This is a genomic window from uncultured Flavobacterium sp. (genome assembly GCF_951805225.1).
In the GTDB taxonomy this organism is placed as follows: Bacteria; Bacteroidota; Bacteroidia; order Flavobacteriales; family Flavobacteriaceae; genus Flavobacterium.
The window spans coordinates 3,506,704-3,525,932 of record NZ_OX638201.1 but is presented as its reverse complement, the minus strand read 5'-3'; the positions used below and the strand labels follow the sequence as shown (position 1 = coordinate 3,525,932).

General features: G+C 32.4%; 21 protein-coding genes. 8 read left to right on the top strand and 13 right to left on the bottom strand.

Annotated features, from left to right (window positions below):
- Nucleotides 1-30: 30 nt before the first annotated feature.
- Nucleotides 31-615: a pseudouridine synthase gene (locus tag WN975_RS14365; RefSeq protein WP_337967131.1), complete on the bottom strand. Its 585-nt coding sequence runs from the start codon at nucleotides 613-615 to the stop codon at nucleotides 31-33.
- A gap of 61 nt (nucleotides 616-676) precedes the next feature.
- Nucleotides 677-886, bottom strand: a complete 210-nt coding sequence (locus WN975_RS14360) for a hypothetical protein (RefSeq protein WP_337967130.1) — start codon at nucleotides 884-886, stop codon at nucleotides 677-679.
- A 195-nt stretch (nucleotides 887-1,081) separates the two neighbouring features.
- Between WN975_RS14360 and WN975_RS14355 the strand changes: the two genes are divergently transcribed.
- Together WN975_RS14355 and WN975_RS14350 are read left to right on the top strand one after the other, a co-directional pair.
- Complete coding sequence (locus tag WN975_RS14355; protein ID WP_337967129.1) at nucleotides 1,082-1,453, top strand: hypothetical protein; 372 nt, start codon at nucleotides 1,082-1,084, stop codon at nucleotides 1,451-1,453.
- Between the two features lie 160 nt (nucleotides 1,454-1,613).
- The gene (locus WN975_RS14350) at nucleotides 1,614-2,366 is read left to right on the top strand and encodes an SDR family oxidoreductase (RefSeq protein WP_337967128.1); all 753 of its coding nucleotides are present in this window, start codon (nucleotides 1,614-1,616) and stop codon (nucleotides 2,364-2,366) included.
- A 67-nt stretch (nucleotides 2,367-2,433) separates the two neighbouring features.
- On the opposite strand, the gene WN975_RS14345 is transcribed toward WN975_RS14350, so the two are convergent.
- From WN975_RS14345 to WN975_RS14330, 4 genes are all read right to left on the bottom strand, one after another.
- The gene (locus WN975_RS14345) at nucleotides 2,434-2,961 is read right to left on the bottom strand and encodes a MepB family protein (protein WP_337967127.1); all 528 of its coding nucleotides are present in this window, start codon (nucleotides 2,959-2,961) and stop codon (nucleotides 2,434-2,436) included.
- A gap of 36 nt (nucleotides 2,962-2,997) precedes the next feature.
- The gene (locus WN975_RS14340; protein WP_337967126.1) at nucleotides 2,998-4,755 is read right to left on the bottom strand and encodes a hypothetical protein; all 1,758 of its coding nucleotides are present in this window, start codon (nucleotides 4,753-4,755) and stop codon (nucleotides 2,998-3,000) included.
- Complete coding sequence (locus WN975_RS14335) at nucleotides 4,752-5,303, bottom strand: sigma-70 family RNA polymerase sigma factor (RefSeq protein WP_099709284.1); 552 nt, start codon at nucleotides 5,301-5,303, stop codon at nucleotides 4,752-4,754. Before WN975_RS14335 ends, WN975_RS14340 begins: the two co-directional genes overlap by 4 nt.
- Before the next feature lie 204 nt (nucleotides 5,304-5,507).
- A complete protein-coding gene (locus WN975_RS14330) occupies nucleotides 5,508-6,392 on the bottom strand; it encodes a protease complex subunit PrcB family protein (protein ID WP_337967125.1) in 885 nt (294 codons plus the stop codon).
- A gap of 186 nt (nucleotides 6,393-6,578) precedes the next feature.
- Here WN975_RS14330 and rmuC point away from each other — a divergent pair, with 186 nt between their 5' ends.
- From rmuC to WN975_RS14310, 4 genes are all read left to right on the top strand, one after another.
- The gene (rmuC, locus tag WN975_RS14325) at nucleotides 6,579-7,952 is read left to right on the top strand and encodes a DNA recombination protein RmuC (protein WP_337968994.1); all 1,374 of its coding nucleotides are present in this window, start codon (nucleotides 6,579-6,581) and stop codon (nucleotides 7,950-7,952) included.
- Nucleotides 7,953-8,076: 124 nt separating this feature from the next.
- Nucleotides 8,077-8,625 carry an acyl-CoA thioesterase gene (locus tag WN975_RS14320; RefSeq protein WP_337968993.1) on the top strand — a complete coding sequence of 183 codons (549 nt, stop codon included), beginning with the start codon at nucleotides 8,077-8,079 and terminating at the stop codon, nucleotides 8,623-8,625.
- 25 nt (nucleotides 8,626-8,650) lie between these two features.
- The gene (locus WN975_RS14315; RefSeq protein ID WP_337967124.1) at nucleotides 8,651-9,046 is read left to right on the top strand and encodes a VOC family protein; all 396 of its coding nucleotides are present in this window, start codon (nucleotides 8,651-8,653) and stop codon (nucleotides 9,044-9,046) included.
- Nucleotides 9,047-9,490: 444 nt separating this feature from the next.
- Complete coding sequence (locus WN975_RS14310; RefSeq protein ID WP_337967123.1) at nucleotides 9,491-10,060, top strand: YceI family protein; 570 nt, start codon at nucleotides 9,491-9,493, stop codon at nucleotides 10,058-10,060.
- Between the two features lie 3 nt (nucleotides 10,061-10,063).
- Here the strand turns inward: WN975_RS14310 and WN975_RS14305 are convergent, their stop codons facing one another.
- The gene (locus WN975_RS14305) at nucleotides 10,064-10,975 is read right to left on the bottom strand and encodes a TIGR01777 family oxidoreductase (RefSeq protein ID WP_337967122.1); all 912 of its coding nucleotides are present in this window, start codon (nucleotides 10,973-10,975) and stop codon (nucleotides 10,064-10,066) included.
- Between the two features lie 96 nt (nucleotides 10,976-11,071).
- Between WN975_RS14305 and WN975_RS14300 the strand changes: the two genes are divergently transcribed.
- Entirely contained in the window at nucleotides 11,072-11,734 is a 663-nt protein-coding gene (locus WN975_RS14300; RefSeq protein ID WP_337967121.1) for a TetR family transcriptional regulator C-terminal domain-containing protein, read from the top strand.
- Nucleotides 11,731-13,035: an AarF/UbiB family protein gene (locus WN975_RS14295; protein WP_337967120.1), complete on the top strand. Its 1,305-nt coding sequence runs from the start codon at nucleotides 11,731-11,733 to the stop codon at nucleotides 13,033-13,035. Before WN975_RS14300 ends, WN975_RS14295 begins: the two co-directional genes overlap by 4 nt.
- A gap of 290 nt (nucleotides 13,036-13,325) precedes the next feature.
- Here WN975_RS14295 and WN975_RS14290 read toward each other — a convergent pair whose 3' ends face one another.
- From WN975_RS14290 to WN975_RS14265, 6 genes are all read right to left on the bottom strand, one after another.
- A complete protein-coding gene (locus WN975_RS14290) occupies nucleotides 13,326-14,621 on the bottom strand; it encodes a deoxyribodipyrimidine photo-lyase (protein WP_337967119.1) in 1,296 nt (431 codons plus the stop codon).
- Nucleotides 14,622-14,779: 158 nt separating this feature from the next.
- Complete coding sequence (locus tag WN975_RS14285) at nucleotides 14,780-15,244, bottom strand: SRPBCC family protein (protein WP_337967118.1); 465 nt, start codon at nucleotides 15,242-15,244, stop codon at nucleotides 14,780-14,782.
- A gap of 154 nt (nucleotides 15,245-15,398) precedes the next feature.
- Nucleotides 15,399-15,839, bottom strand: coding sequence for a sterol desaturase family protein (locus WN975_RS14280; RefSeq protein ID WP_337967117.1), 441 nt, complete (start codon nucleotides 15,837-15,839; stop codon nucleotides 15,399-15,401).
- Between the two features lie 85 nt (nucleotides 15,840-15,924).
- Nucleotides 15,925-16,764 carry a phytoene/squalene synthase family protein gene (locus WN975_RS14275; RefSeq protein ID WP_337967116.1) on the bottom strand — a complete coding sequence of 280 codons (840 nt, stop codon included), beginning with the start codon at nucleotides 16,762-16,764 and terminating at the stop codon, nucleotides 15,925-15,927.
- A 3-nt stretch (nucleotides 16,765-16,767) separates the two neighbouring features.
- Nucleotides 16,768-18,234, bottom strand: a complete 1,467-nt coding sequence (crtI, locus tag WN975_RS14270) for a phytoene desaturase family protein (protein WP_337968992.1) — start codon at nucleotides 18,232-18,234, stop codon at nucleotides 16,768-16,770.
- A gap of 37 nt (nucleotides 18,235-18,271) precedes the next feature.
- Nucleotides 18,272-19,171, bottom strand: a complete 900-nt coding sequence (locus WN975_RS14265; protein WP_099709271.1) for a MerR family transcriptional regulator — start codon at nucleotides 19,169-19,171, stop codon at nucleotides 18,272-18,274.
- Nucleotides 19,172-19,229: the final 58 nt, after the last annotated feature.

The window sequence follows — 19,229 nt, the reverse complement described above, 5'->3', positions numbered from 1 at the left end:
TTAATCGTTAATTTGAGAATTATCTAATTATCAAATTGACTCATTTTCTAATTTAAAAAAGTCGGAAACTTCAAGAACTTCTCCGGCTTTTAAGTCTTGCAAATATACATTTCCTATACGAACACGAACTAATCTCAAAGTAGGAAAACCAACTGCAGCGGTCATTTTTCGAACCTGACGAAACTTTCCTTCATTTACCGTTATCGACGCCCATGAAGTTGGTCCATGTCGTTCGTCACGTATTTTTTTTGCTCTCGGACCAAAATCTGGAATTTCGGTAACAATAAAAGCAGAACACGGTTTGGTTTTGTATTTTCCGCCATCAAAACCAATTTCTACACCATTTTGCAATTGTTCAATCGCTTCTGGCGTAATAACTCCGTCAACCTGAACATAATATTCTTTATCGACTTTTTTGCTTCTTATTTGTTCGCTTACTTTTCCGTCAGTAGTTAATAAAAGCAATCCTTCAGAATCTTCATCCAAACGACCAATCGCCATTGTTCCTTCGGGAAAATCATATAATTCGCCCAAAAGCTTTTTCTTTCTTTTTAGTTCATATATAAATTGACTCAGATAGCCGTAAGGTTTAAAAAGAATAAAATGTTGATGCATGCTGTATTTTTAGAATGCAAAGATAGTTTTGTTTGAGAAAGTAAATAATTCCCAGCGGTATTTATTGCGGTTTTGAACCTTTCATTTTCTTTAGCCATGTAAAAAAGAACCAGATTGCGGTTATGCCAAATAAAATGAATAATGGCGTATAATACTCTTTAAAAAAATCATGAAAATAGCTTCCAATTAAAATATAGGCCGATGCCATACATAGTTTTATTAAAATAAATTCAGCGTTTGACCAACTTGTTTTGATTTTGAAAAAGTTCATTGCAGATGATTTTAGAATTTTATTAAAGTTACTATTTTGAATGAGAATCCAGATTTTTTTACTTTCAATAAATTGAATTTTAGACTTTTAATATTGAAAACAAAAGAGGTTTAGAAACCCAAAGCTATGTTAAAGAACTTATTTTCTATTTGTAAAATTCGTAATATTATATAGTAATGAAAAAAATATAATGTTATGGAAAATGATAATTTAGGTTCCAAAAAGATAAACGGAACGCAAAAAGATAGCGAAGAATTAAAAGGAAAAAATGTTTCTCATGATAAAGAATCTGATGCATCAAAGCTCAAAAAAGAAATTGTAACAGATGCTGATGGAAATAAAGAAATTGTAGATCGTGCAAGAAATGTAAACGAAAATATTAAAGAAGTTTCAAAAGAAATTGATTCGAATAATCCAAATGCAAATCGTGGCGTTTCGACTGATGAAGAAGCAAAAAAAACGGTTGAGAACAAAGACAGAAATTCTGATGTGAATCCAAATCGTTATCCAAATTCACATCCCGATAATCATGAAGATCGGGGAAATATGAAATTAGACGATGAATAATTTTCCTTTAAATACTAAATTTTTAGCTGATTTAAGCGCTTTTTTTTAGAAATAACATTTGATTGGCAAAGTGCGTTAATATTATTTTAAAGCCTTTTTTTAAGAAGGTTATCCATCAATATCTTCGTAAATTGTAGTTCAAATTTTAAATATATTAAAAATGGCACTTTTAGAAAACAAAGTAGCTTTTGTCTCTGGTGGTGGTTCAGGAATTGGACGTGCTGTTGCAGAAGCTTACGCTCGAGAAGGAGCAAAAGTAGTACTTTCGGATATTAATGTAGAACACGGTGAAGAAACCGTAAAAATAATAAAGGATAAAGGTGGAGAAGCTTTTTTTGTAAAAGGAGATTCATCAAGCGCAAGCGATAATAAACGTATGGTTGAGGCCGCCGTTGCTAAATACGGACAACTTGATATTGCCTGCAATAATGCAGGAATGGGCGGTCCGGCAAAACCAACGGGTGAATATGAGCCGGAAGCCTGGGATCGTGTAATTGCATTGAATTTAAGCGGCGTTTTTTATGCTTGTCGTTATCAGCTGGAACAAATGGAGAAAAACGGAGGAGGAAGTATTGTAAACATTGCTTCAATTCACGGTCAGGTCGCAGCTCCAAATAGTCCGGCTTATACAGCTTCGAAACATGGAGTTGTAGGATTGACTAAAAATATTGCGGCAGAATATGCGCTCAAAAATATTCGTTGTAATGCTGTTGGTCCCGGATATATTGAAACAGCTCTGCTAAAAGATCATATGAATAAAAGCACAATGGATGCCATTGCTGCAAAAGCGCCAATGAATCGTTTGGGTACAGCTGAAGAAGTTGCCGAATTGGTTGTGTTTTTAAGTTCAGAAAAATCTTCTTTCACAACAGGAAGTTACATTATTGCCGATGGTGGATATACGGCAATTTAGATTTTATACAAATTTATACAAAGAGAAAAACGGCAATCTGAAATGTTCAGGTTGCCGTTTTTTTTATTTAAGATTGAAACAGTTTTGCAAAAGTTTCAAGATCAGTTTCAGGAGTTATTTCATAAAAATATCGCAATTGCCATTGTTGCGTTTTTTGTGCTTGCGGACTCGTGGTTTCATTCCATGGTGGATAAACACGTGTTGCTCGTTTGCCTTCTTTTGTTTTTGTAGAGAAGATTCCTTTTTCTAATAAAATGGATTTCGGAAAAATAAATTGCCCAAAAAGATCTTCTTTTCTTGTGCTGATAATTACAAAATCTATTTCGTCATCAAAATCAAAAGGTTTAATTATTCCGGATTTATTACGTTTCCATAAAGTCACAAACTGACCTGTTTTTTTTGGAGTTATTTTTGCTTCCCGATAACAAATGAGTTTTTCATTTAGATAAAATTGATATCCATTATAATCTGCACTTTCAGCTATTGCTTCGGGTTCTGAACAATTAAAATCAAAACAATCATAGATCATTTCTTTGGCTAAATTTAAATCTTTAGAGATAGATTTTTGATTTGGCCAGTGATTTTTAATTGTCATTTTGAGAAGATTAGCTTTAAAACTTGTTTTTGTTTTTTAGAACGAAACATTTAATCCAAAATTCAATCCCCATTGAAATTGGTTGAAAGATTGATTATTCAGAGGATTAAGGTAATAATTTACCGCAGGTTCAGCAAAAACATTTGTCTTTTTATAAATGCGATATTGTACCGTAGTACTCAAAGTAGAACCATAAACAAAATCATTTGCATTGACATTATTACCAATCGACTTGCCATTAAGAGCGACATCGTTAGAAATCAGTTTTCCAACAAAACCACCTGTATTCAAGCTGATACTTGCTTTGTTTTTAGTAAATACTGCATATGAAACTTCCAGAGGCATTTCGATATATTTAAGACTTTGATCTAAATTACCGCTTTGTAAATTATCACCTTGTATATCATTCATTTTTAAAGCATCTGAAGTGCTGTTTGAAACAAAAATATAGCTCGAATTATTTGTTATTCGGGAAGAACCTGATGATTCGGCAGGGCTATAAAAACCAGACGGACTTAACGCAACGACACTTTTTGAGTCTACATAAGAAATATCAGCAATGCTTTGACCAAGTTCATTAATCTTAAGACCAGAACCTACAGCCCATTTATTATTAATTTTATATTTTGTTTTTACACCGTATGAACTACCTTGTTTCGAATCGTTTGCATAACCTAATGTTTTGTCATTTTTGGTGTTTTCAGAATTTGCTATACCGGCAAAAACTTCTACAGCCCATTTTTCGGCATTAGAAAGAGATTTGTTCTTTTTGTCTTTTTTGGTTTCAGGTTCTGCGATTGCAATACCTTTTTCCAAATTTTGAAGTTGTAACAATTGAACAGAGTCTATTTTACTTTCCGAATTATTTGCTTTTGAATTATTCGCTTTCGAATTGCTCAATTCTGCACTTGCAAGAACATCTCTTTTAGAATAATCGATTGTTGTTGTCCCATTTTGAAGTGATTTACTTGTATTTGTTACATTATTATTGCTCTTCAATGTTGAATTAGAAGATGTAAAAGCAATATTATTGCTGTTTTTTGAGCTTGTTTTATCTTCAAAAATTGAATTTGACAATTGACTTTTTGAGTTTGAATTAAATCCGTTTGTTTTCCCTGAATTAAATGTTTTCTCAGTAAGAAGCTTATCTGTAGCAGTTTTTTTAGTATTTGGAAGTTGGTATTTAGAAACAGAATTAAAAGAATCTCCTTTTCCTGTTGCATATGTTTGTTCCGCTACAGCTTGGCGCGTATTTTTCTTCTCAATATTTGATTTAGAATTTTTTTCAGTAACTGATTTTTCAATATTTAATTTAGAAGATGTACTATTATTTATGGTCTTATTTTCAGAATCAGCTTGAGCTACTGCAGTTTCTGATTTTGGATAAATAGTAACAGATTGATTGTTTACTTTTTTTGATGATGGTGAAACTCCTTCGTTTGTATTTGATTCTTTTTCAACACCATCTTTTAAGGTTTTATTTTCCTCAGTTGGTATTGCGGTATTATTCAAGTTGTTTTTATGCTCTACATTTTTCTCTTCGATAACAACCTTATTGGTTTCTGAAGAATCAGTATTTAAATTTTTGATTCCAGAATCAGAAGTAAAATGTAAAACAGAAGGAAGCAACAAACCTAGTAATAAGCATGCCGCAGCCGACCACCAAAGAATAGCTCTCTTTTTCTTTTTAGGTTTGTCTAGTTTTTCTTCAATTTGTCCCCATAATTCCGGAGGTGGAACACTTGAAAAGTCTTCCATTGATGAAAAAATATCTTCTATGTTTTGCTTTTTCATGCTATTTTAAAATTTTTTATGCTCAAAATTCTTTTCTGCAAAATGTGCTTGGCTCTGTTTAAATTTGATTTTGATGTTCCTTCAGAGATCTTTAATAATTCGGCAATTTCTTTGTGTTTCAGTTTTTCAAAAACATACAAGTTAAAAACCGTTCGATATTGATCTGGTAAATCCCTAATATATTCTAACAGTTTTTCTTGTTCAATTGGGATTCCTTCTAATTCTTCCTCTTCGACAAAATCTGTATCGGGATCAAAAACATCGAGAAAGAAACTTTCCTTTTTCTTTTTGTTTAAAGTTTCAATCAGTTTATTGATGAAAATTCGCTTTAGCCAGCCTTCAAAACTTCCTTCGAATTTATATTGACCAATTTTCTGAAAAACAATTACAAATGCTTCCTGAAATACATCTTTGGCATCGTCTTCGTTTTTCATATATTTCAGGCAAATACCATATAAAACAGGAGAGAACAACTGATAAATTTTCAGTTGTCCTTCTCTGTCATTTTTAAGGCAAAGCTTGATATATTTTTCTAAATCGTCTTTCAAGAAGTGGTTAAATTTGGTTTTGCAAAAATAGTTTTTATAAGCATATAAAACTATCTTTTATAATAGTACGGGGCGCGTCTCGATTATAGTTTACGATTGTTAGGTTTTGATTGTCAGTATTTTCTGTTTTGAAAGTCTCGCTTTCGAAACAAATCCTGTCCTAATTTTGACGGATCAAAAACACCAAAATCTTTCCTCGTAATTTTATTGTTTTAAAGCCGCGATTTTATCTTTAATTAATTTTTTGAACAATTTAATTTCACTTCCCTGATCGTCTGTGTCGTTATTGTCGATATAAATTCTGGTAGTTTTTAAACCTTTACGAAGTTCAAAAAATACACCGCCCTGACCAGCTGAATCTGGAGTGCCGTATGTTTTTGTTTGTCCTTGGTTGTTTAAAATTTCAGAAGGGACGCTTGATAATAATGCTGAATAATCACCTTTTTTAGATTTTGCAGTATATCTGTATTGGTTAAAATCATAACCTCCAGAAACAACATTTTCAAACTTTAGAATGCTATAATCATTTATTTGAAAGAAGTTTTGACAATCTGCTCCGGTACATTGTGCTTTATAAGTTCCAATAACAATATTGTCCGGATTTTCAGTAGCTTTAATAAACAAGATTGTTTTTGAAGTTTTAGGAATCAAAGCATAATCTGCCGGATAAGTTGAAGCTGGAGATGTTGTTTCGCCAGTTAACGGCTGCTTTTCGTAAAAACTAACAACCATTTGGCAGCTGTTTTCAACTATATTAGTAATCTTAATAGTATAACCGCTTGTAGGTTTTATTCCAGAGAAAACTCCAATTAGATAGTATTTAGTAAAATCTATTGTAGGATCACTTGCGTTAGGACATGAGCTTGCATTTTTTTTGAAATACTTATCTACTTTTTCCTGTGAATTTGCAATAAGTGCCGCAGGAGTAGTTTGGTTTGTTATCATGCTATAATTACATGCAAGGGGATATCCTGTAAACGTAACATCAGCATAAGTTCCGCAATCAATATTCATTTTGTCATCGTTACTAAGAGAACATGCGCTAAATCCAAAAGCTATAAATAAGCTCAGCATTAATTTTTTCATCATTTATAATATTAGGTTATAATTCGTAGATGAGGTTGTACGTAAAAGGTTGCGTTAAAAAGAATTTTTTTTCTTTATTTTTTTTAATGTTCAAGTGATTTAGAATCAGTACTAATGAGTAAAAATTTAATTTTAAAAATTATCAGATACTTATTATTGCTTACTTTTACTTTAAAAATAAACTCAATTATGTTTGATTTTCTTCCGCTTTTATTGGCCTTTGTCGTTGCATTATTCCTTGGAATTTATTTGGGAAAATTGTTGTTTTCGGCTGGAGCCAAAGCAGAAAAAGCAAGTTTAGAAGAGCGATTAAATGCAAACGCAAATCAAATGCAGTTGCAAAAAGAACAATTCGAGAACGAAAGAAATAACTTTCAGAAGCAATTTCAATTATCAAATGCTGAGAAAGAAAATATCAGAACAGAAAAAGACAGCTTAGCCATTCAGCTTTCAAAAAAAGAAGTTGATTTCGAAAATCTTTGGGAACGCCATAAAGAGCAAAAAAATGAAATCACGGAACTTCAGGAGAAATTCACCAAAGAATTTGAAAATTTAGCCAATAAAATCCTAGAAGAAAAATCGGCAAAATTCACAGAACAAAATAGCGAAAACATGAAGAATATCTTGTTGCCATTGCAGGATAAAATTCAGGGTTTTGAGAAAAAAGTAGAACAAACACACAAAGAAAGTATCGATTATCACGCCGCTTTACGTCAGCAGATTGTTGGTTTAAGCGAGATGAATGCGCAAATGAGCAAAGAAACCCTGAACTTGACAAAAGCATTGAAAGGTGATAGTAAAATGCAGGGAAATTGGGGAGAATTGGTTCTGGAACGTGTTTTAGAAAAGTCAGGTTTAGAAAAAGGCAGAGAATATGAGGTTCAGCAAAGTTTTACAAATAATGAAGGAAGTAGAGTTCTTCCGGATGTTGTAATTAATTTGCCTGACGGAAAAAAAATGATTGTCGATTCTAAAGTTTCTTTGGTTGCGTACGAAAAATGGATCAACGAGGAATCAGAAATTCTTAAAATTGATTTTCTAAAAGAACATGTAAACTCCATAAAAAGACACGTAGAACAACTTGGAAGTAAAAATTATCATGATTTATACCAAATAGAAAGTCCTGATTTTGTTTTACTTTTTATACCAATTGAGCCCGCTTTTGCCATCGCTTTAAATGAAGACGCTACCTTATATAATAAAGCATTTGATCGCAATATTGTGATCGTTACGCCAACAACATTATTGGCGACTTTACGCACGATTGATAGTATGTGGACGAATCAAAAACAACAGGAAAATGCTTTTGAAATTGCCAGACAAGCCGGAGCTTTATATGATAAATTCGAAGGTTTTGTTGCGGATCTTTTAAGAATTGGAAATAAAATAAAAGACACCAAAACGGAATACGAAAATGCTATGAGCAAATTGGTTGATGGTAGAGGAAACCTGATTTCGAGTGTGGAAAAATTAAAGAAAATGGGAGCAAAGGCAAAGAAAGCACTTCCGGAAAATATTATTGCAAGAGCATCAAATTCAGATGAAAATCAATTGTTGAATTAAATGATAAATTCAAATGCATAGATTTCGCTTGACGATGTAATTGAAAAAGAATAAAAAACTAAAAATTCTATGTACTTTAAAATACATAGAAATGACTATTAAAAGTAATATCAAAAATAAAAACATGACCGCAGATTTTAAACCCGTTTCTTCCTCAAAAATTAGCATTTCAGAATTAATGCTGCCTTCGCACACCAATTTTAGCGGTAAAATTCATGGAGGATATATTTTGCAACTACTGGATCAGATTGCCTTTGCATCGGCGTCAAAATTTAGTGGTAATTATTGCGTAACAGCTTCGGTTGATACCGTAAATTTTTTGAAACCTATTGAAGTTGGTGAATTGGTTACGATGAAAGCTTCTGTAAATTATGTGGGAAGAAGTTCTATGATTGTAGGGATTCGTGTTGAAGCCGAAAATATTCAGACTGGCGCGATTAAGCATTGTAACTCTTCGTATTTTACAATGGTTGCCAAAGACAAGGATGGAAAAAGCGTTCAGGTTCCCGGATTAATTTTATCTAATTTAGAAGAAGTCAGACGCTTTAGAAAAGCAATTATACACATTGATTTAAAGAAAGAAGTTGATGAACGTGAAAAAATGGCCAAGGTCAATTCAATCGAAGATTTAGCGAGTTTAGACAAATACAATGTGTTATTAGAGATTAGTTAGGATAGTTTCATTAAAATAAATTGAAATGGTAAAGTTTGGATATACAATTCTATATGTAGAAGATGTTGAGAAATCAATAGTCTTTTATGAAAATGCATTTGGTTTTTCGAGAAAATTTATAGCACCTGGAAATGATTACGGCGAATTAATCACTGGCGAAACAACACTTTCTTTTGCTTCGAAATCATTAGCAAAAGAAAACTTAAAAGAAGGTTTTCAGGAAAGTAATATTGCTGATAAACCTTTTGCTATCGAAATAGGTTTTATAACTGATAATGTTGAAGAACTGGTACAAAAGTCAATTTCTGTTGGAGCAACTTTAGTTACAGAACCAAAGCAGAAGCCTTGGGGACAAATTGTAGCTTATGTGCGAGATTTAGATGGTTTTTTAATTGAAATTTGTACAGAAGTTCAAGGATAATATTTGTTTTAGAATTTGTTTTGAAGAAATATTTGTGTAATCCCTACGGGACATTATTTTGTATTTGTTATTGTTTTTTACCAACATTTAATCTCTACGAGATATTCGTTCTTATAAAGGATAATCTCTAATCTTTAAAAATATTCCGGTAGGAATTAAATGTTGGTAGAAACAGAATATGCGGAAACGATTTTGTCCCGTAGGGACAACACATTTTTATCACGTTTTATATCTCAAAATCAATATTTCACGCCTAAAAAACATTCACAAATATTTAGGACAAATAAGCAACCGTATTCCTTAAAATTTCGTAACTTTAAGTATAACCATTTAATTACTGTTTTTCACGGAGTACTGCCATTCTATTTTTGTATTAAGTCCAGTTTTTTTCTCTTCTTAAAATGAAAAAATGTGAATGACATAATTGTTTAATTATTAACGATTATGAAAAAAACTACTTTTCTTATTTTGCTATTTACTGCTTATTCCGTTATTGCACAGGAAAAATTCTTTACAAACACTGGAACTATAAACTTTGAAGCTTCCGTTCCGTTTTTTGAAGAAGTAAAAGCCGTAAACAGACAGGTTGCAATTCTATTGGAACCTAAAACAAGTACATTTATTTGTACTGTTATTGTCAAAGATTTTCGTTTTAAATTAGACCTGATGCAGGAACATTTTAATGAAAATTACTTGGAGAGCCACAGATATCCTAAAGCTGTTTTTAAAGGAAAAATTCAGAAATTTGAATTAAAGGATATTACCGAAATTGAAAAAGAATATCAAATAAAAGGCAAACTTATAATGCACGGAAAAACGAAGGAAGTAATCGTAAATGCTTTGATTAAAAAAGTAGGCGATGGAATCCAGATAATTTCTGATTTTCCTATTTTGGTAACTGATTTTAATATTCAAATTCCAAGCAGAATAGCAACTAAAATTTCGCAAACCGCAAACACAGAATTAATTGGTGTGGTGCGAACTAATGATTCAATGTATTTAACTTTAAAATAAGTTTTAATTCAAGCAATTTACCAGTGTTTTTTCGAGATCTGTAAACTGAAATTCAAAACCTGCTTTTTGAATTTTTTCAGAGGAAACTCTTTGACCTTTTAAAACGGCAATACTCATTTCGCCTAAAACTATTTTTAAAACAAAAGCAGGAACTTTAGGTAGCCAAATTGTATATCCAAACAACTTTGCTAATACTTTAGAGAATCTTGAATTAGTTGTAGCGTCAGTCACGCAGGCATTATAAGCGCCTTGAATTTGCTCGTCCTGAATTGCTTTTAAATAAATCTGACATAAATCGTCGATATGAATCCAGGGTAAATATTGTTTCCCCGTGCTTAATATTGCTCCAAAACCAGATTTAAAACTTGGAACTATTTTTTTAAGAAAACCTTCATCTTTGCCCAAAACAATTCCTGTGCGGATTTTTACGGTTCTAATGTTTAAAGTTGCGATCTCGTCAACGGTGTTTTCCCATTGCTGACAAGTATCGCCCAGGAAATCATTTGCCGGAGGAGTTGTTTCATCACATATTTTGTGGCTTGTAATAGCGCCGTAAATCCCAACTCCTGACGCCGAAATAAAAGCATCCAGATTTTTATTTTGTTCTTTTAAAATAGAAAAAATAAGATCAATTGGTTTTATACGACTTTCAAGTATGGCTTTCTTGCGTTTTGAAGTCCATCTTTTTTCTACAATACCTTCGCCTGCCAAATGGATAATATAATCTGCTTCAAGAATAGCTTTCTGATCAATAAAGTTTTTCTTTAAATCCCATTTATAATAGGTAATTGAAGGCGTGTTTTTTTGATCAGAACGGCTTAAAATAGAAACCAAAAAGCCATTGTCGATAAGTACATCAGTAAGATGTTTGCCAACAAATCCAGTACCTCCGGTTAGTAAAACATTTTTTGCCATTATATTATAATATATTTAACAGTGCATCGAGTTTAAGCATAAGTAAAGGTACTTAAACATTGCTTACCTTTAAGGCAAATTCTAAATTTTAATGAAATGGCAACTAAAAAGCACGCAATTACAAAGGATGATATCGTTTCAAAATATATGGATGAGGTTTTAGAAAATGGGCGAAAGCCAAAGTCAGTTTATCATTTTGCGAAAGAAAATGATTTTACAGAAGCTGAGTTTTATTCCTTTTTTGGAACATTAGAAGGTTTAGAAAAAGAGATATTCAGACTCTTTTTGGTTAATACAATTGATTTGTTACATAAAAATGCCGATTATCAGGAATATGATATGAAGAATAAAATGTTAAGCTTCTATTTTACCTTTTTTGAGATTTTAACAGCTAACAGAAGTTATGTTTTACAAGCTTTAAAGATTGATAAAAATCCAATTAGAAATTTAGTACAATTAACATCACTTCGAGAAGCATTTAAAGAATATGTTTCTGAAATTCTAACGGACGATTATAGACTTGAACAAGAAAAATTTCAAAAATTTCAGGAAAAAGCTATTCAGGAATCCGCTTGGCTACAATTGATGATGACCATAAAATTCTGGATGGACGATGAATCGGCAGCGTTTGAGAAAACCGATATTTTTATCGAAAAATCAGTAAATGCGTCATTCGAATTAATGAATGTTGCGCCAATGAATCATCTTTTGGATTTTGGAAAATTCCTGTTCAAAGAAAAAATATACAGCAAACAATGAAAACGATAGATTATATACCAACATCAAAAATAGAAAGAGCTGGAAAATTAGTGCAAACAGGCGCAAAAATTGGCGTAAACTATGTTAAGCATTATGCTGAGAAAATGGTAAATCCCGATTTAACGCGTGATAAACTAAATGAAAACAATGCCGAGGATATTTACGACGGTTTAAAAAGCTTAAAAGGAAGTGCGCTAAAAGTTGCTCAAATGTTAAGCATGGACAAGAACTTTTTGCCTCAGGCTTATGTGGAGAAATTTTCATTGTCACAGTTTTCAGTTCCGCCGCTTTCGGCACCATTAGTATTAAAAACTTTCAAAACCAATTTTGGAAAAACGCCTTATGAAATATTTGACGAATTCAATGCAAATTCTGTAAACGCAGCAAGTATTGGTCAGGTTCATTTGGCTGTTAAAGACGGCAAAAAATTAGCCGTAAAAATTCAATATCCGGGAGTAGCCAACAGTATTTCGTCAGATTTGGCTTTGGTAAAACCTATTGCGATCAGAATGTTTAACCTTCAGGGAAAGGATTCTGATAAGTATTTTAAGGAAGTTGAAGACAAACTTATCGAAGAAACCAACTATTTACTGGAGCTTGAACAAAGTCAGGAAGTGGTTAAAGCTTGCAATAAAATCGATAATATATTGTTCCCGAATTATTATCCGGAGTTTTCGTCAGAGAAAATCATTACAATGGATTGGATGACGGGAATTCATCTTTCAGAATTTACGGCTAAAAATACAGATCAGGAAGTGGGCGATAAAATAGGTCAGGCACTTTGGGATTTTTATATGTATCAAATTCATGTTTTAAGAAAAGTACATGCTGATCCGCATCCTGGGAACTTTTTGATAGACGATCAAAATCATTTAATTGCTTTAGATTTTGGTTGTATGAAGAAAATTCCGGAAGATTTTTATGTTCCGTATTTTGAATTAATCAATAAAAATGTCATCACAGATAAAACAAGATTTAACGAAAAGTTGTTTGAATTAGAGATTCTTCGTCCGGATGATTCTCCTTCTGAAATTGAATATTTTACCGAGATGTTTCACGATTTGTTATCACTTTTCACGAAACCTTTTCAAGATGAAACTTTCGATTTTGCCGATGAGACTTTCTTTGATAGTATTGCCAAATTAGGCGAACGTTTCTCTAATGATACAAATCTCAAAAAAATGAACGGAAATCGTGGTTCTAAGCATTTTATTTATATGAATAGAACTTTCTTTGGTTTGTATAATTTAATGTTTGATTTAAAAGCTAAGATTGTTGTGACTAATTATTTAAAGTATTAGGAGCTATTTCCTGCTATCCACTTATATCTTTTCCTGGCTAAAGAAGCCAGAAAAAGGATACCGCTTCTATCAGGGCTAGGGATTTAGGTTTCATAATAAGATTTATTTATGACATAATCCCTTTTATAATGCTTTTATGTAACGCGGATGAAACTGATTCGCTATCGCGAAAACGCAGATTTACACGGATTTTTTACATATAGACCTTTGTCAAAGTTTTAAACTTTGACAAAGGTTTTTTAGTAATCGTGAAATCTGAAACCTGAAACCTGAAACCTGAAACAAAAAAACTATTTCAAAATTCCTGCCTTGTAAGTCGAAATCGCGCGATCTCTTGCAAAAGCATGATCAACCATTGGTTCATTATATCCTAAGTCAAATTCAGGAATCCATTTGCGGATGTAGATTCCTTTTTCGTCGAATTTCTTTTGTTGAATTTCCGGATTAAAAACTCTGAAATATGGTGCCGCATCGCAACCTGTTCCTGCTGCCCATTGCCAGTTTCCAACGTTTGATGCTAATTCGAAATCTAATAGTTTTTCGGCAAAATAAGCTTCGCCCCATTGCCAGTTAATCAACAAGTGTTTACATAAAAAACTCGCAACAACCATTCGAACGCGATTGTGCATATAACCGGTTTCGTTTAGTTGGCGCATTCCTGCATCGACCATTGGATAACCTGTAGTTCCTGAACACCAGCGTTTAAAATCTTCTTCGTTATTGCGCCATTGAATTCCATCATAAGCTGACTTGAAATTATGATTTACACAATTAGGAAAGTTAAACAGAATTTGGATAAAAAACTCTCTCCAAATCAATTCACTTAGAAAAGTTTGGTTCTTTTTATTTGCCCAATTCACAAGTTTCCGAATGCTAACGGTTCCGAAACGTAGATGTGGCGAAAGATAAGATGTGCTGTCTAAAGCCGGAAAATCTCGGGTTTCTTTGTAATTGGCAATTTGTGTTAAATTATGTGGAAGGACTTTTATAGTGCTTTTTTCAAAACCAATTTCTGATAAATCAGGAAATGGAAATTGATTTTCGGCAAAGTTTTTTAATATAGGTTTAGTATCATATTCATGAACTTGTCCGCCAAGATGATATTTCTCGAGCCATTTGTTTTTATAAGGTGTGTAAACAGTGTAGGGAAGTCCGTCTGATTTTGTGATTTCTTTTTCTTCAAAAATTACATGATCTTTAAAAGAAAGGGCTTCAATATTATTTTGTTGTAATAATTTTTCAATAGCAATATCGCGTTTAATCGCAAATGGTTCGTAATCTTTATTAAAGAAAATAGATTGAATATCGAATTCTTCGATAAGTGATTGCCAAACCTCTGAAGTTTTTCCTTTTTTGATTAAGATCGAAGAGTTGATAGTGTGTAATTCTTCATTTATTTTCTGAAGAGAATCGTAAATAAAGCTAACTCGTGCATCATTTTGAGGAAGATTATCAAGAATGTCTTCATCAAAAATAAATAACGGAATTACGGGAAAATCGGATTGCAGCGCATTAAATAATCCAATATTATCATCGAGACGTAAATCGCGTCGGAACCAGAAAAAGTTTGCTTTTTGTTTTGTCATTATATTGTATTCTGCTTTTTGTTTTTCTAGAAATTTGATTTGGATTTTTTCGCCACGAATTCACGAATTAAAAACAATATCCATGTCGTTAAATTCGTGAATTCGTGGCTGTTTTTTTATAAGATTTTAATCTGTGGCAAAAAAGTATTTTAAAGTAATTAAGTTTTTGAATTGAATAGTTCTTCGATTTTGTTATGTCGGTAATCAAAGATGGTTTTTAGTTTACTTTCGACAATTAACTTGTTCATGAAACGGCCTAAATAACCAAACGGTAATGCATAATGTACAATATCGACCATTTTTGTTCCGTTTTCTGTGGGTTCAAAAAAATGTTTGTGATGCCACAAAGCATATGGTCCAAAGCGTTGTTCGTCTATGAAATATTGATTTTCTTTTGAAACTGTAATTATGGTTACCCAATTAATTTTGATTCCCAAAAGCGGTTTTAAGGTATAAGTAATAATTTGTCCGGGATACATGCGCTTGTTGTCGAAATCCTGAATTTCAAAACTCATATTGTCGAGCGTTATGGTTTGAAGATTTTTTGGACTCGAAAAAAAATCCCAACATTCTTCGATTGGTGCATTTACATGTTGTACGGTTTCTATTTTGTATAATTTCATAGCATCAATTATTACTTTCTGGTCTTTTTATATACGAGATGTTTGCGTTAGGGGTTGTAGTGGAGCTCTTTTTTATCAGGCTTTTTTTGCCTGATAAAAAAAGCGGGAACGGAAGACCCGACCCGCTTTTTCTGCGGGGAACGCCCAAATTATTTTACATTTTATAATATTTAAATGGAACGAATAACATTCCGAAACATTCTCCATCTTCTTTTCCTAAATGCTTGTGATGTATTTTATGCGCTTTTCTTAAACCAATGAGGTATTTGTTTTTTGTGTTTTTGAACCATTTAAAACGTTGGTGTATCAATACATCATGAACTAAAAAGTAGCACAAACCATATAAAGTTATGCCGCTGGCAATGAAAAACAAATAATTGAATCCGCCCTGAACTCCAAAATAAAAGAGAATTATACTTGGCGTCGCAAAAATTACAAAGAATATGTCGTTTCGCTCAAAAGTATGTTCGTATTTTGGCTGGTGATGATCTGCGTGAAAATACCACATTAATCCGTGCATAATGTACTTGTGCGTGAGCCAGGTAACACATTCCATGAATAGAAAAACACTCAAAAAGATTAGAAAAGAAATCATTTTTTTATTTGTTGAAATATTAAAGTTGCAATTAAAACGGTCGAAATTTTAACTTAAAAACATAAAAGATTAACGCTATAGATTATCAGACTAATTTTAGTTTGTAAGTTACAAAAGATTGTGCCAAAAGCCCTGCTTTTGTGTAATTTGAAACTCTGATTCTTGAGTTTCCTATTTCGTAATAAGGTGTGTTTTTGAGCTTTTTTAATAGTTTTTTGTAATAAATAAAAGCGGTATAAACACCAAATTGAGCTTCGATAGGTAATTTTACGATTCCTTGATACGCGATTTTAAAATCTTCTTCGATTTCGTTGACAATCGCTGTTTTTGTATTTTCATCGAAAGAATTTAGGTTAACGCCGGGAAAATAATTTCGGTTTAAAACCAAATTATCGTCTTTAAGATCTCTCAGGAAATTTACTTTCTGAAAGGCCGATCCTAATCGCATTGCCTCATTTTTAAGTTGCTCGTATTTTTGATTGTTTCCCTTTACGAAAACTTTCAAGCACATTAAACCTACAACATCGGCAGAACCATAGATATAATCTTCGTATTCTGTTTGTGTGTTGTAATTTGACTTGATGAGATCGAGTTTCATGCTTTTTAAAAATGCCTGAACAAGATCGTCTGTAATATTATATTGTTTTACGGTGTGCTGAAATGAGTTAAGAATTGGGTTCAAACTTATTCCTGCGTCGAAGGCTTTGTAATATTCTTTTTCAAAATCATTGATGAGGTTTTCTTTGTCATAATTCTGAAATGAATCAACAATTTCGTCGGCAAAGCGCACAAATCCGTAAATGCTGTAAATCGCATCACGAATACTTGGTGACAACATTTTGACTGCCAATGAAAATGAGGTGCTGTAGCTTTGCGTGACTAGCTTACTGCATTTGAAAGAAACGGTGTCGAATAGTGATTTCATTTTTTAAGATCTAAAAGATTTTTGAATTAACTCAGCTACTAGTTTTCCCGATATTAAGGCAGGCGGAACTCCCGGCCCGGGAACTGTCAATTGTCCTGTGAAATATAAATTCCTGACTTTTTTGCTTTTTAGCTTTGGTCTTAAAAAAGCCGTTTGCAGCAATGTATTAGCCATTCCGTAGGCATTTCCTTTATATGCGTTGTAATCAGTGATAAAATCGTTCTTACAAAATGATCTTTTAAAGATAATATTATTTTTAATTTTTTGCTGCGTAAGTTTTTCAAAACGATCAATTATCTTTTCAAAATATTCTTCTCTAAGCGCTTCACTATCTTTGATTCCCGGAGCAAGCGGAATTAGGAAAAACCCAGATTCCATTCCTTCGGGCGCTGCAGATGTATCTGTTTTTGATGGAAAGTTGGCATAAAATAAAGGTGCTTCAGGCCATTTTGGAATATCATAAATGTCAATTGCATGTTGGTTAAAATCAACATCAAAAAAAAGGGAATGATGCGAAATGTTTTCTATTTTCTTATCAAATCCAACAAAAAATAATAGGGAAGAAGGCGCAAAAACCCGACTTTCCCAATATTTTTCAGAATAAACGCGATGTTCTTCGTTTAATAAAGTTTCGGTATGATGATAATCGGCGCCGCTTAAAACGATATCTGCTTTTATGTGCTTTCCGTTAATTATGATTCCGGTAGTGGTTTTGTTTTCGACAACTATTTTTTCAATTGGAGAATTTGTTTGTATCGAAACTCCAAGTTCTAAGGCTAGTTTTTCGATTGCTCGGACAACATCAAACATTCCGGTTTTTGGATGCCATGTTCCTAATCCAAAATCGGCATAATTCATGAAATTATAAAACGAAGGTGTTTTAGAAGGTTTGGCTCCCAGAAATAAAACAGGAAATTCAAGAATTTGAATTAGTCTTTCGTTTTTGAATTTCTTTCGAATATCATTACTTACAGTGCTAAAAAACTGATTGAGTTTTAGCGTAGTTTCAAGTGTGATTAATTCAAGTGGTGAAATTCCCGGACGATAAACAAGATCTTTGATCGCAATGTCATAATTGCTTTTGGCTTGTTTAATAAAGGCTTCAAGTTTTTTGCCACTTCCAATTTCTATGGTTTCAAAAGTGTTTTTTATGGTTTCTAAATTATCACAAATACTTATGAAATCATTTATACCAAAATAAACCCGATAAGCTGGATTTAGTTTTATCAGTTCGTAATAATCAGATGTTTTTTTGTTGAAATCCTGAAAGAAACGTTCAAACACATCAGGCATCCAATACCAACTTGGTCCCATGTCAAAGGTGAAACCATCTTTTTTGAATTGCCTTGCACGTCCGCCGATTGTTTCGTTTTTTTCATAGATAGTTACTGTGTTTCCTTGTTTTGCCAAGTAACACGAAGCAGCTAAAGCTGAAAATCCGGACCCTATTATTGCTATAGTTTTCATAATTTGTTTAACAAATATAAGAAAACTTTAAACAAAAATATTATAACATACTAATTGTTTCGTCCATAGTGTCGAAAATACGGATTCTTTCCGGTAAATTTTTCTGCTCAATGTACTCTGTCATGTTACCCATAAGCCAGATTTCGTTGTTTTGTTGCAGTAATTTTTGTCCCATTGATTTTACGTATTGATTGATTACGCTGCGATCTGGCTGAACAGTCATGAAAGATACAAAAGTAATATTCTCAAAATGACGGGTTAGATCCTGTAAGTTTTCGATTGGCATACTTTCTCCTAAATATATGGCTTTGTAGCCTTTAGACAGGATTTCGTATTGTAGATATAACAAACCTATTTTGTGGATTTCGTTTAATGGTAACGAGAGTACAAAAATGCGATCAGTTTTGGTTGGTTTTTGTATTTGAAGGCTTTCTGTGTAGATTAAGATTTTTTGTTTAATCAAATGACTCATAAAGTGTTCATTTGCCGGAGTAATAGTTTCGGATTGCCATAATAATCCTAATTCTTTCAATAATGGCAAAAAATGATCTTTGAAAACTTCTTTGAAGCTTTTTTCAGAAATCAACCAATCAAAAGTATTAAAGAATAATTCCTGATCAAAATTCATCATCGCCATTTTGAATGATGTAATGGCGTAGTTTTGAGAGTTTTTCTTAGAAATGATTTCGCGCACAAGTTGCGGAATCTTTTCTTCAGGATACGTAGCGATCTTAGAAATTTTATAACCGTATTCGTGTAGTAATGTAATGTTTAGAAGCTTCTGTAAATTTTGTAAATTATAAAGTCTAATATTAGTGTCCGTTCGCATTGGTTCTAAGATGTTATATCTTTTCTCCCAGATGCGAATTGTGTGTGCTTTTATTCCAGATAAGTTTTCAAGATCTTTAATACTGAAGACCGTTCTTATGTTGTTCACCATTATAATACTATTAGATAAACAAAAATAGAATAAAATCTGAAAAAAACTTTAAAACTTG

What these genes read in the sequence shown, in the direction of transcription:
- WN975_RS14365 (WP_337967131.1), bottom strand. Translation starts at nt 615, where the DNA reads ATGCATCAACATTTTATTCTTTTTAAACCTTACGGCTATCTGAGTCAA.
- WN975_RS14360 (WP_337967130.1), bottom strand. Translation starts at nt 886, where the DNA reads ATGAACTTTTTCAAAATCAAAACAAGTTGGTCAAACGCTGAATTTATT.
- WN975_RS14355 (WP_337967129.1), top strand. Translation starts at nt 1,082, where the DNA reads ATGGAAAATGATAATTTAGGTTCCAAAAAGATAAACGGAACGCAAAAA.
- WN975_RS14350 (WP_337967128.1), top strand. Translation starts at nt 1,614, where the DNA reads ATGGCACTTTTAGAAAACAAAGTAGCTTTTGTCTCTGGTGGTGGTTCA.
- WN975_RS14345 (WP_337967127.1), bottom strand. Translation starts at nt 2,961, where the DNA reads ATGACAATTAAAAATCACTGGCCAAATCAAAAATCTATCTCTAAAGAT.
- WN975_RS14340 (WP_337967126.1), bottom strand. Translation starts at nt 4,755, where the DNA reads ATGAAAAAGCAAAACATAGAAGATATTTTTTCATCAATGGAAGACTTT.
- WN975_RS14330 (WP_337967125.1), bottom strand. Translation starts at nt 6,392, where the DNA reads ATGATGAAAAAATTAATGCTGAGCTTATTTATAGCTTTTGGATTTAGC.
- rmuC (WP_337968994.1), top strand. Translation starts at nt 6,579, where the DNA reads ATGTTTGATTTTCTTCCGCTTTTATTGGCCTTTGTCGTTGCATTATTC.
- WN975_RS14320 (WP_337968993.1), top strand. Translation starts at nt 8,077, where the DNA reads ATGACCGCAGATTTTAAACCCGTTTCTTCCTCAAAAATTAGCATTTCA.
- WN975_RS14315 (WP_337967124.1), top strand. Translation starts at nt 8,651, where the DNA reads ATGGTAAAGTTTGGATATACAATTCTATATGTAGAAGATGTTGAGAAA.
- WN975_RS14310 (WP_337967123.1), top strand. Translation starts at nt 9,491, where the DNA reads ATGAAAAAAACTACTTTTCTTATTTTGCTATTTACTGCTTATTCCGTT.
- WN975_RS14305 (WP_337967122.1), bottom strand. Translation starts at nt 10,975, where the DNA reads ATGGCAAAAAATGTTTTACTAACCGGAGGTACTGGATTTGTTGGCAAA.
- WN975_RS14300 (WP_337967121.1), top strand. Translation starts at nt 11,072, where the DNA reads ATGGCAACTAAAAAGCACGCAATTACAAAGGATGATATCGTTTCAAAA.
- WN975_RS14295 (WP_337967120.1), top strand. Translation starts at nt 11,731, where the DNA reads ATGAAAACGATAGATTATATACCAACATCAAAAATAGAAAGAGCTGGA.
- WN975_RS14290 (WP_337967119.1), bottom strand. Translation starts at nt 14,621, where the DNA reads ATGACAAAACAAAAAGCAAACTTTTTCTGGTTCCGACGCGATTTACGT.
- WN975_RS14285 (WP_337967118.1), bottom strand. Translation starts at nt 15,244, where the DNA reads ATGAAATTATACAAAATAGAAACCGTACAACATGTAAATGCACCAATC.
- WN975_RS14280 (WP_337967117.1), bottom strand. Translation starts at nt 15,839, where the DNA reads ATGATTTCTTTTCTAATCTTTTTGAGTGTTTTTCTATTCATGGAATGT.
- WN975_RS14275 (WP_337967116.1), bottom strand. Translation starts at nt 16,764, where the DNA reads ATGAAATCACTATTCGACACCGTTTCTTTCAAATGCAGTAAGCTAGTC.
- WN975_RS14265 (WP_099709271.1), bottom strand. Translation starts at nt 19,171, where the DNA reads ATGGTGAACAACATAAGAACGGTCTTCAGTATTAAAGATCTTGAAAAC.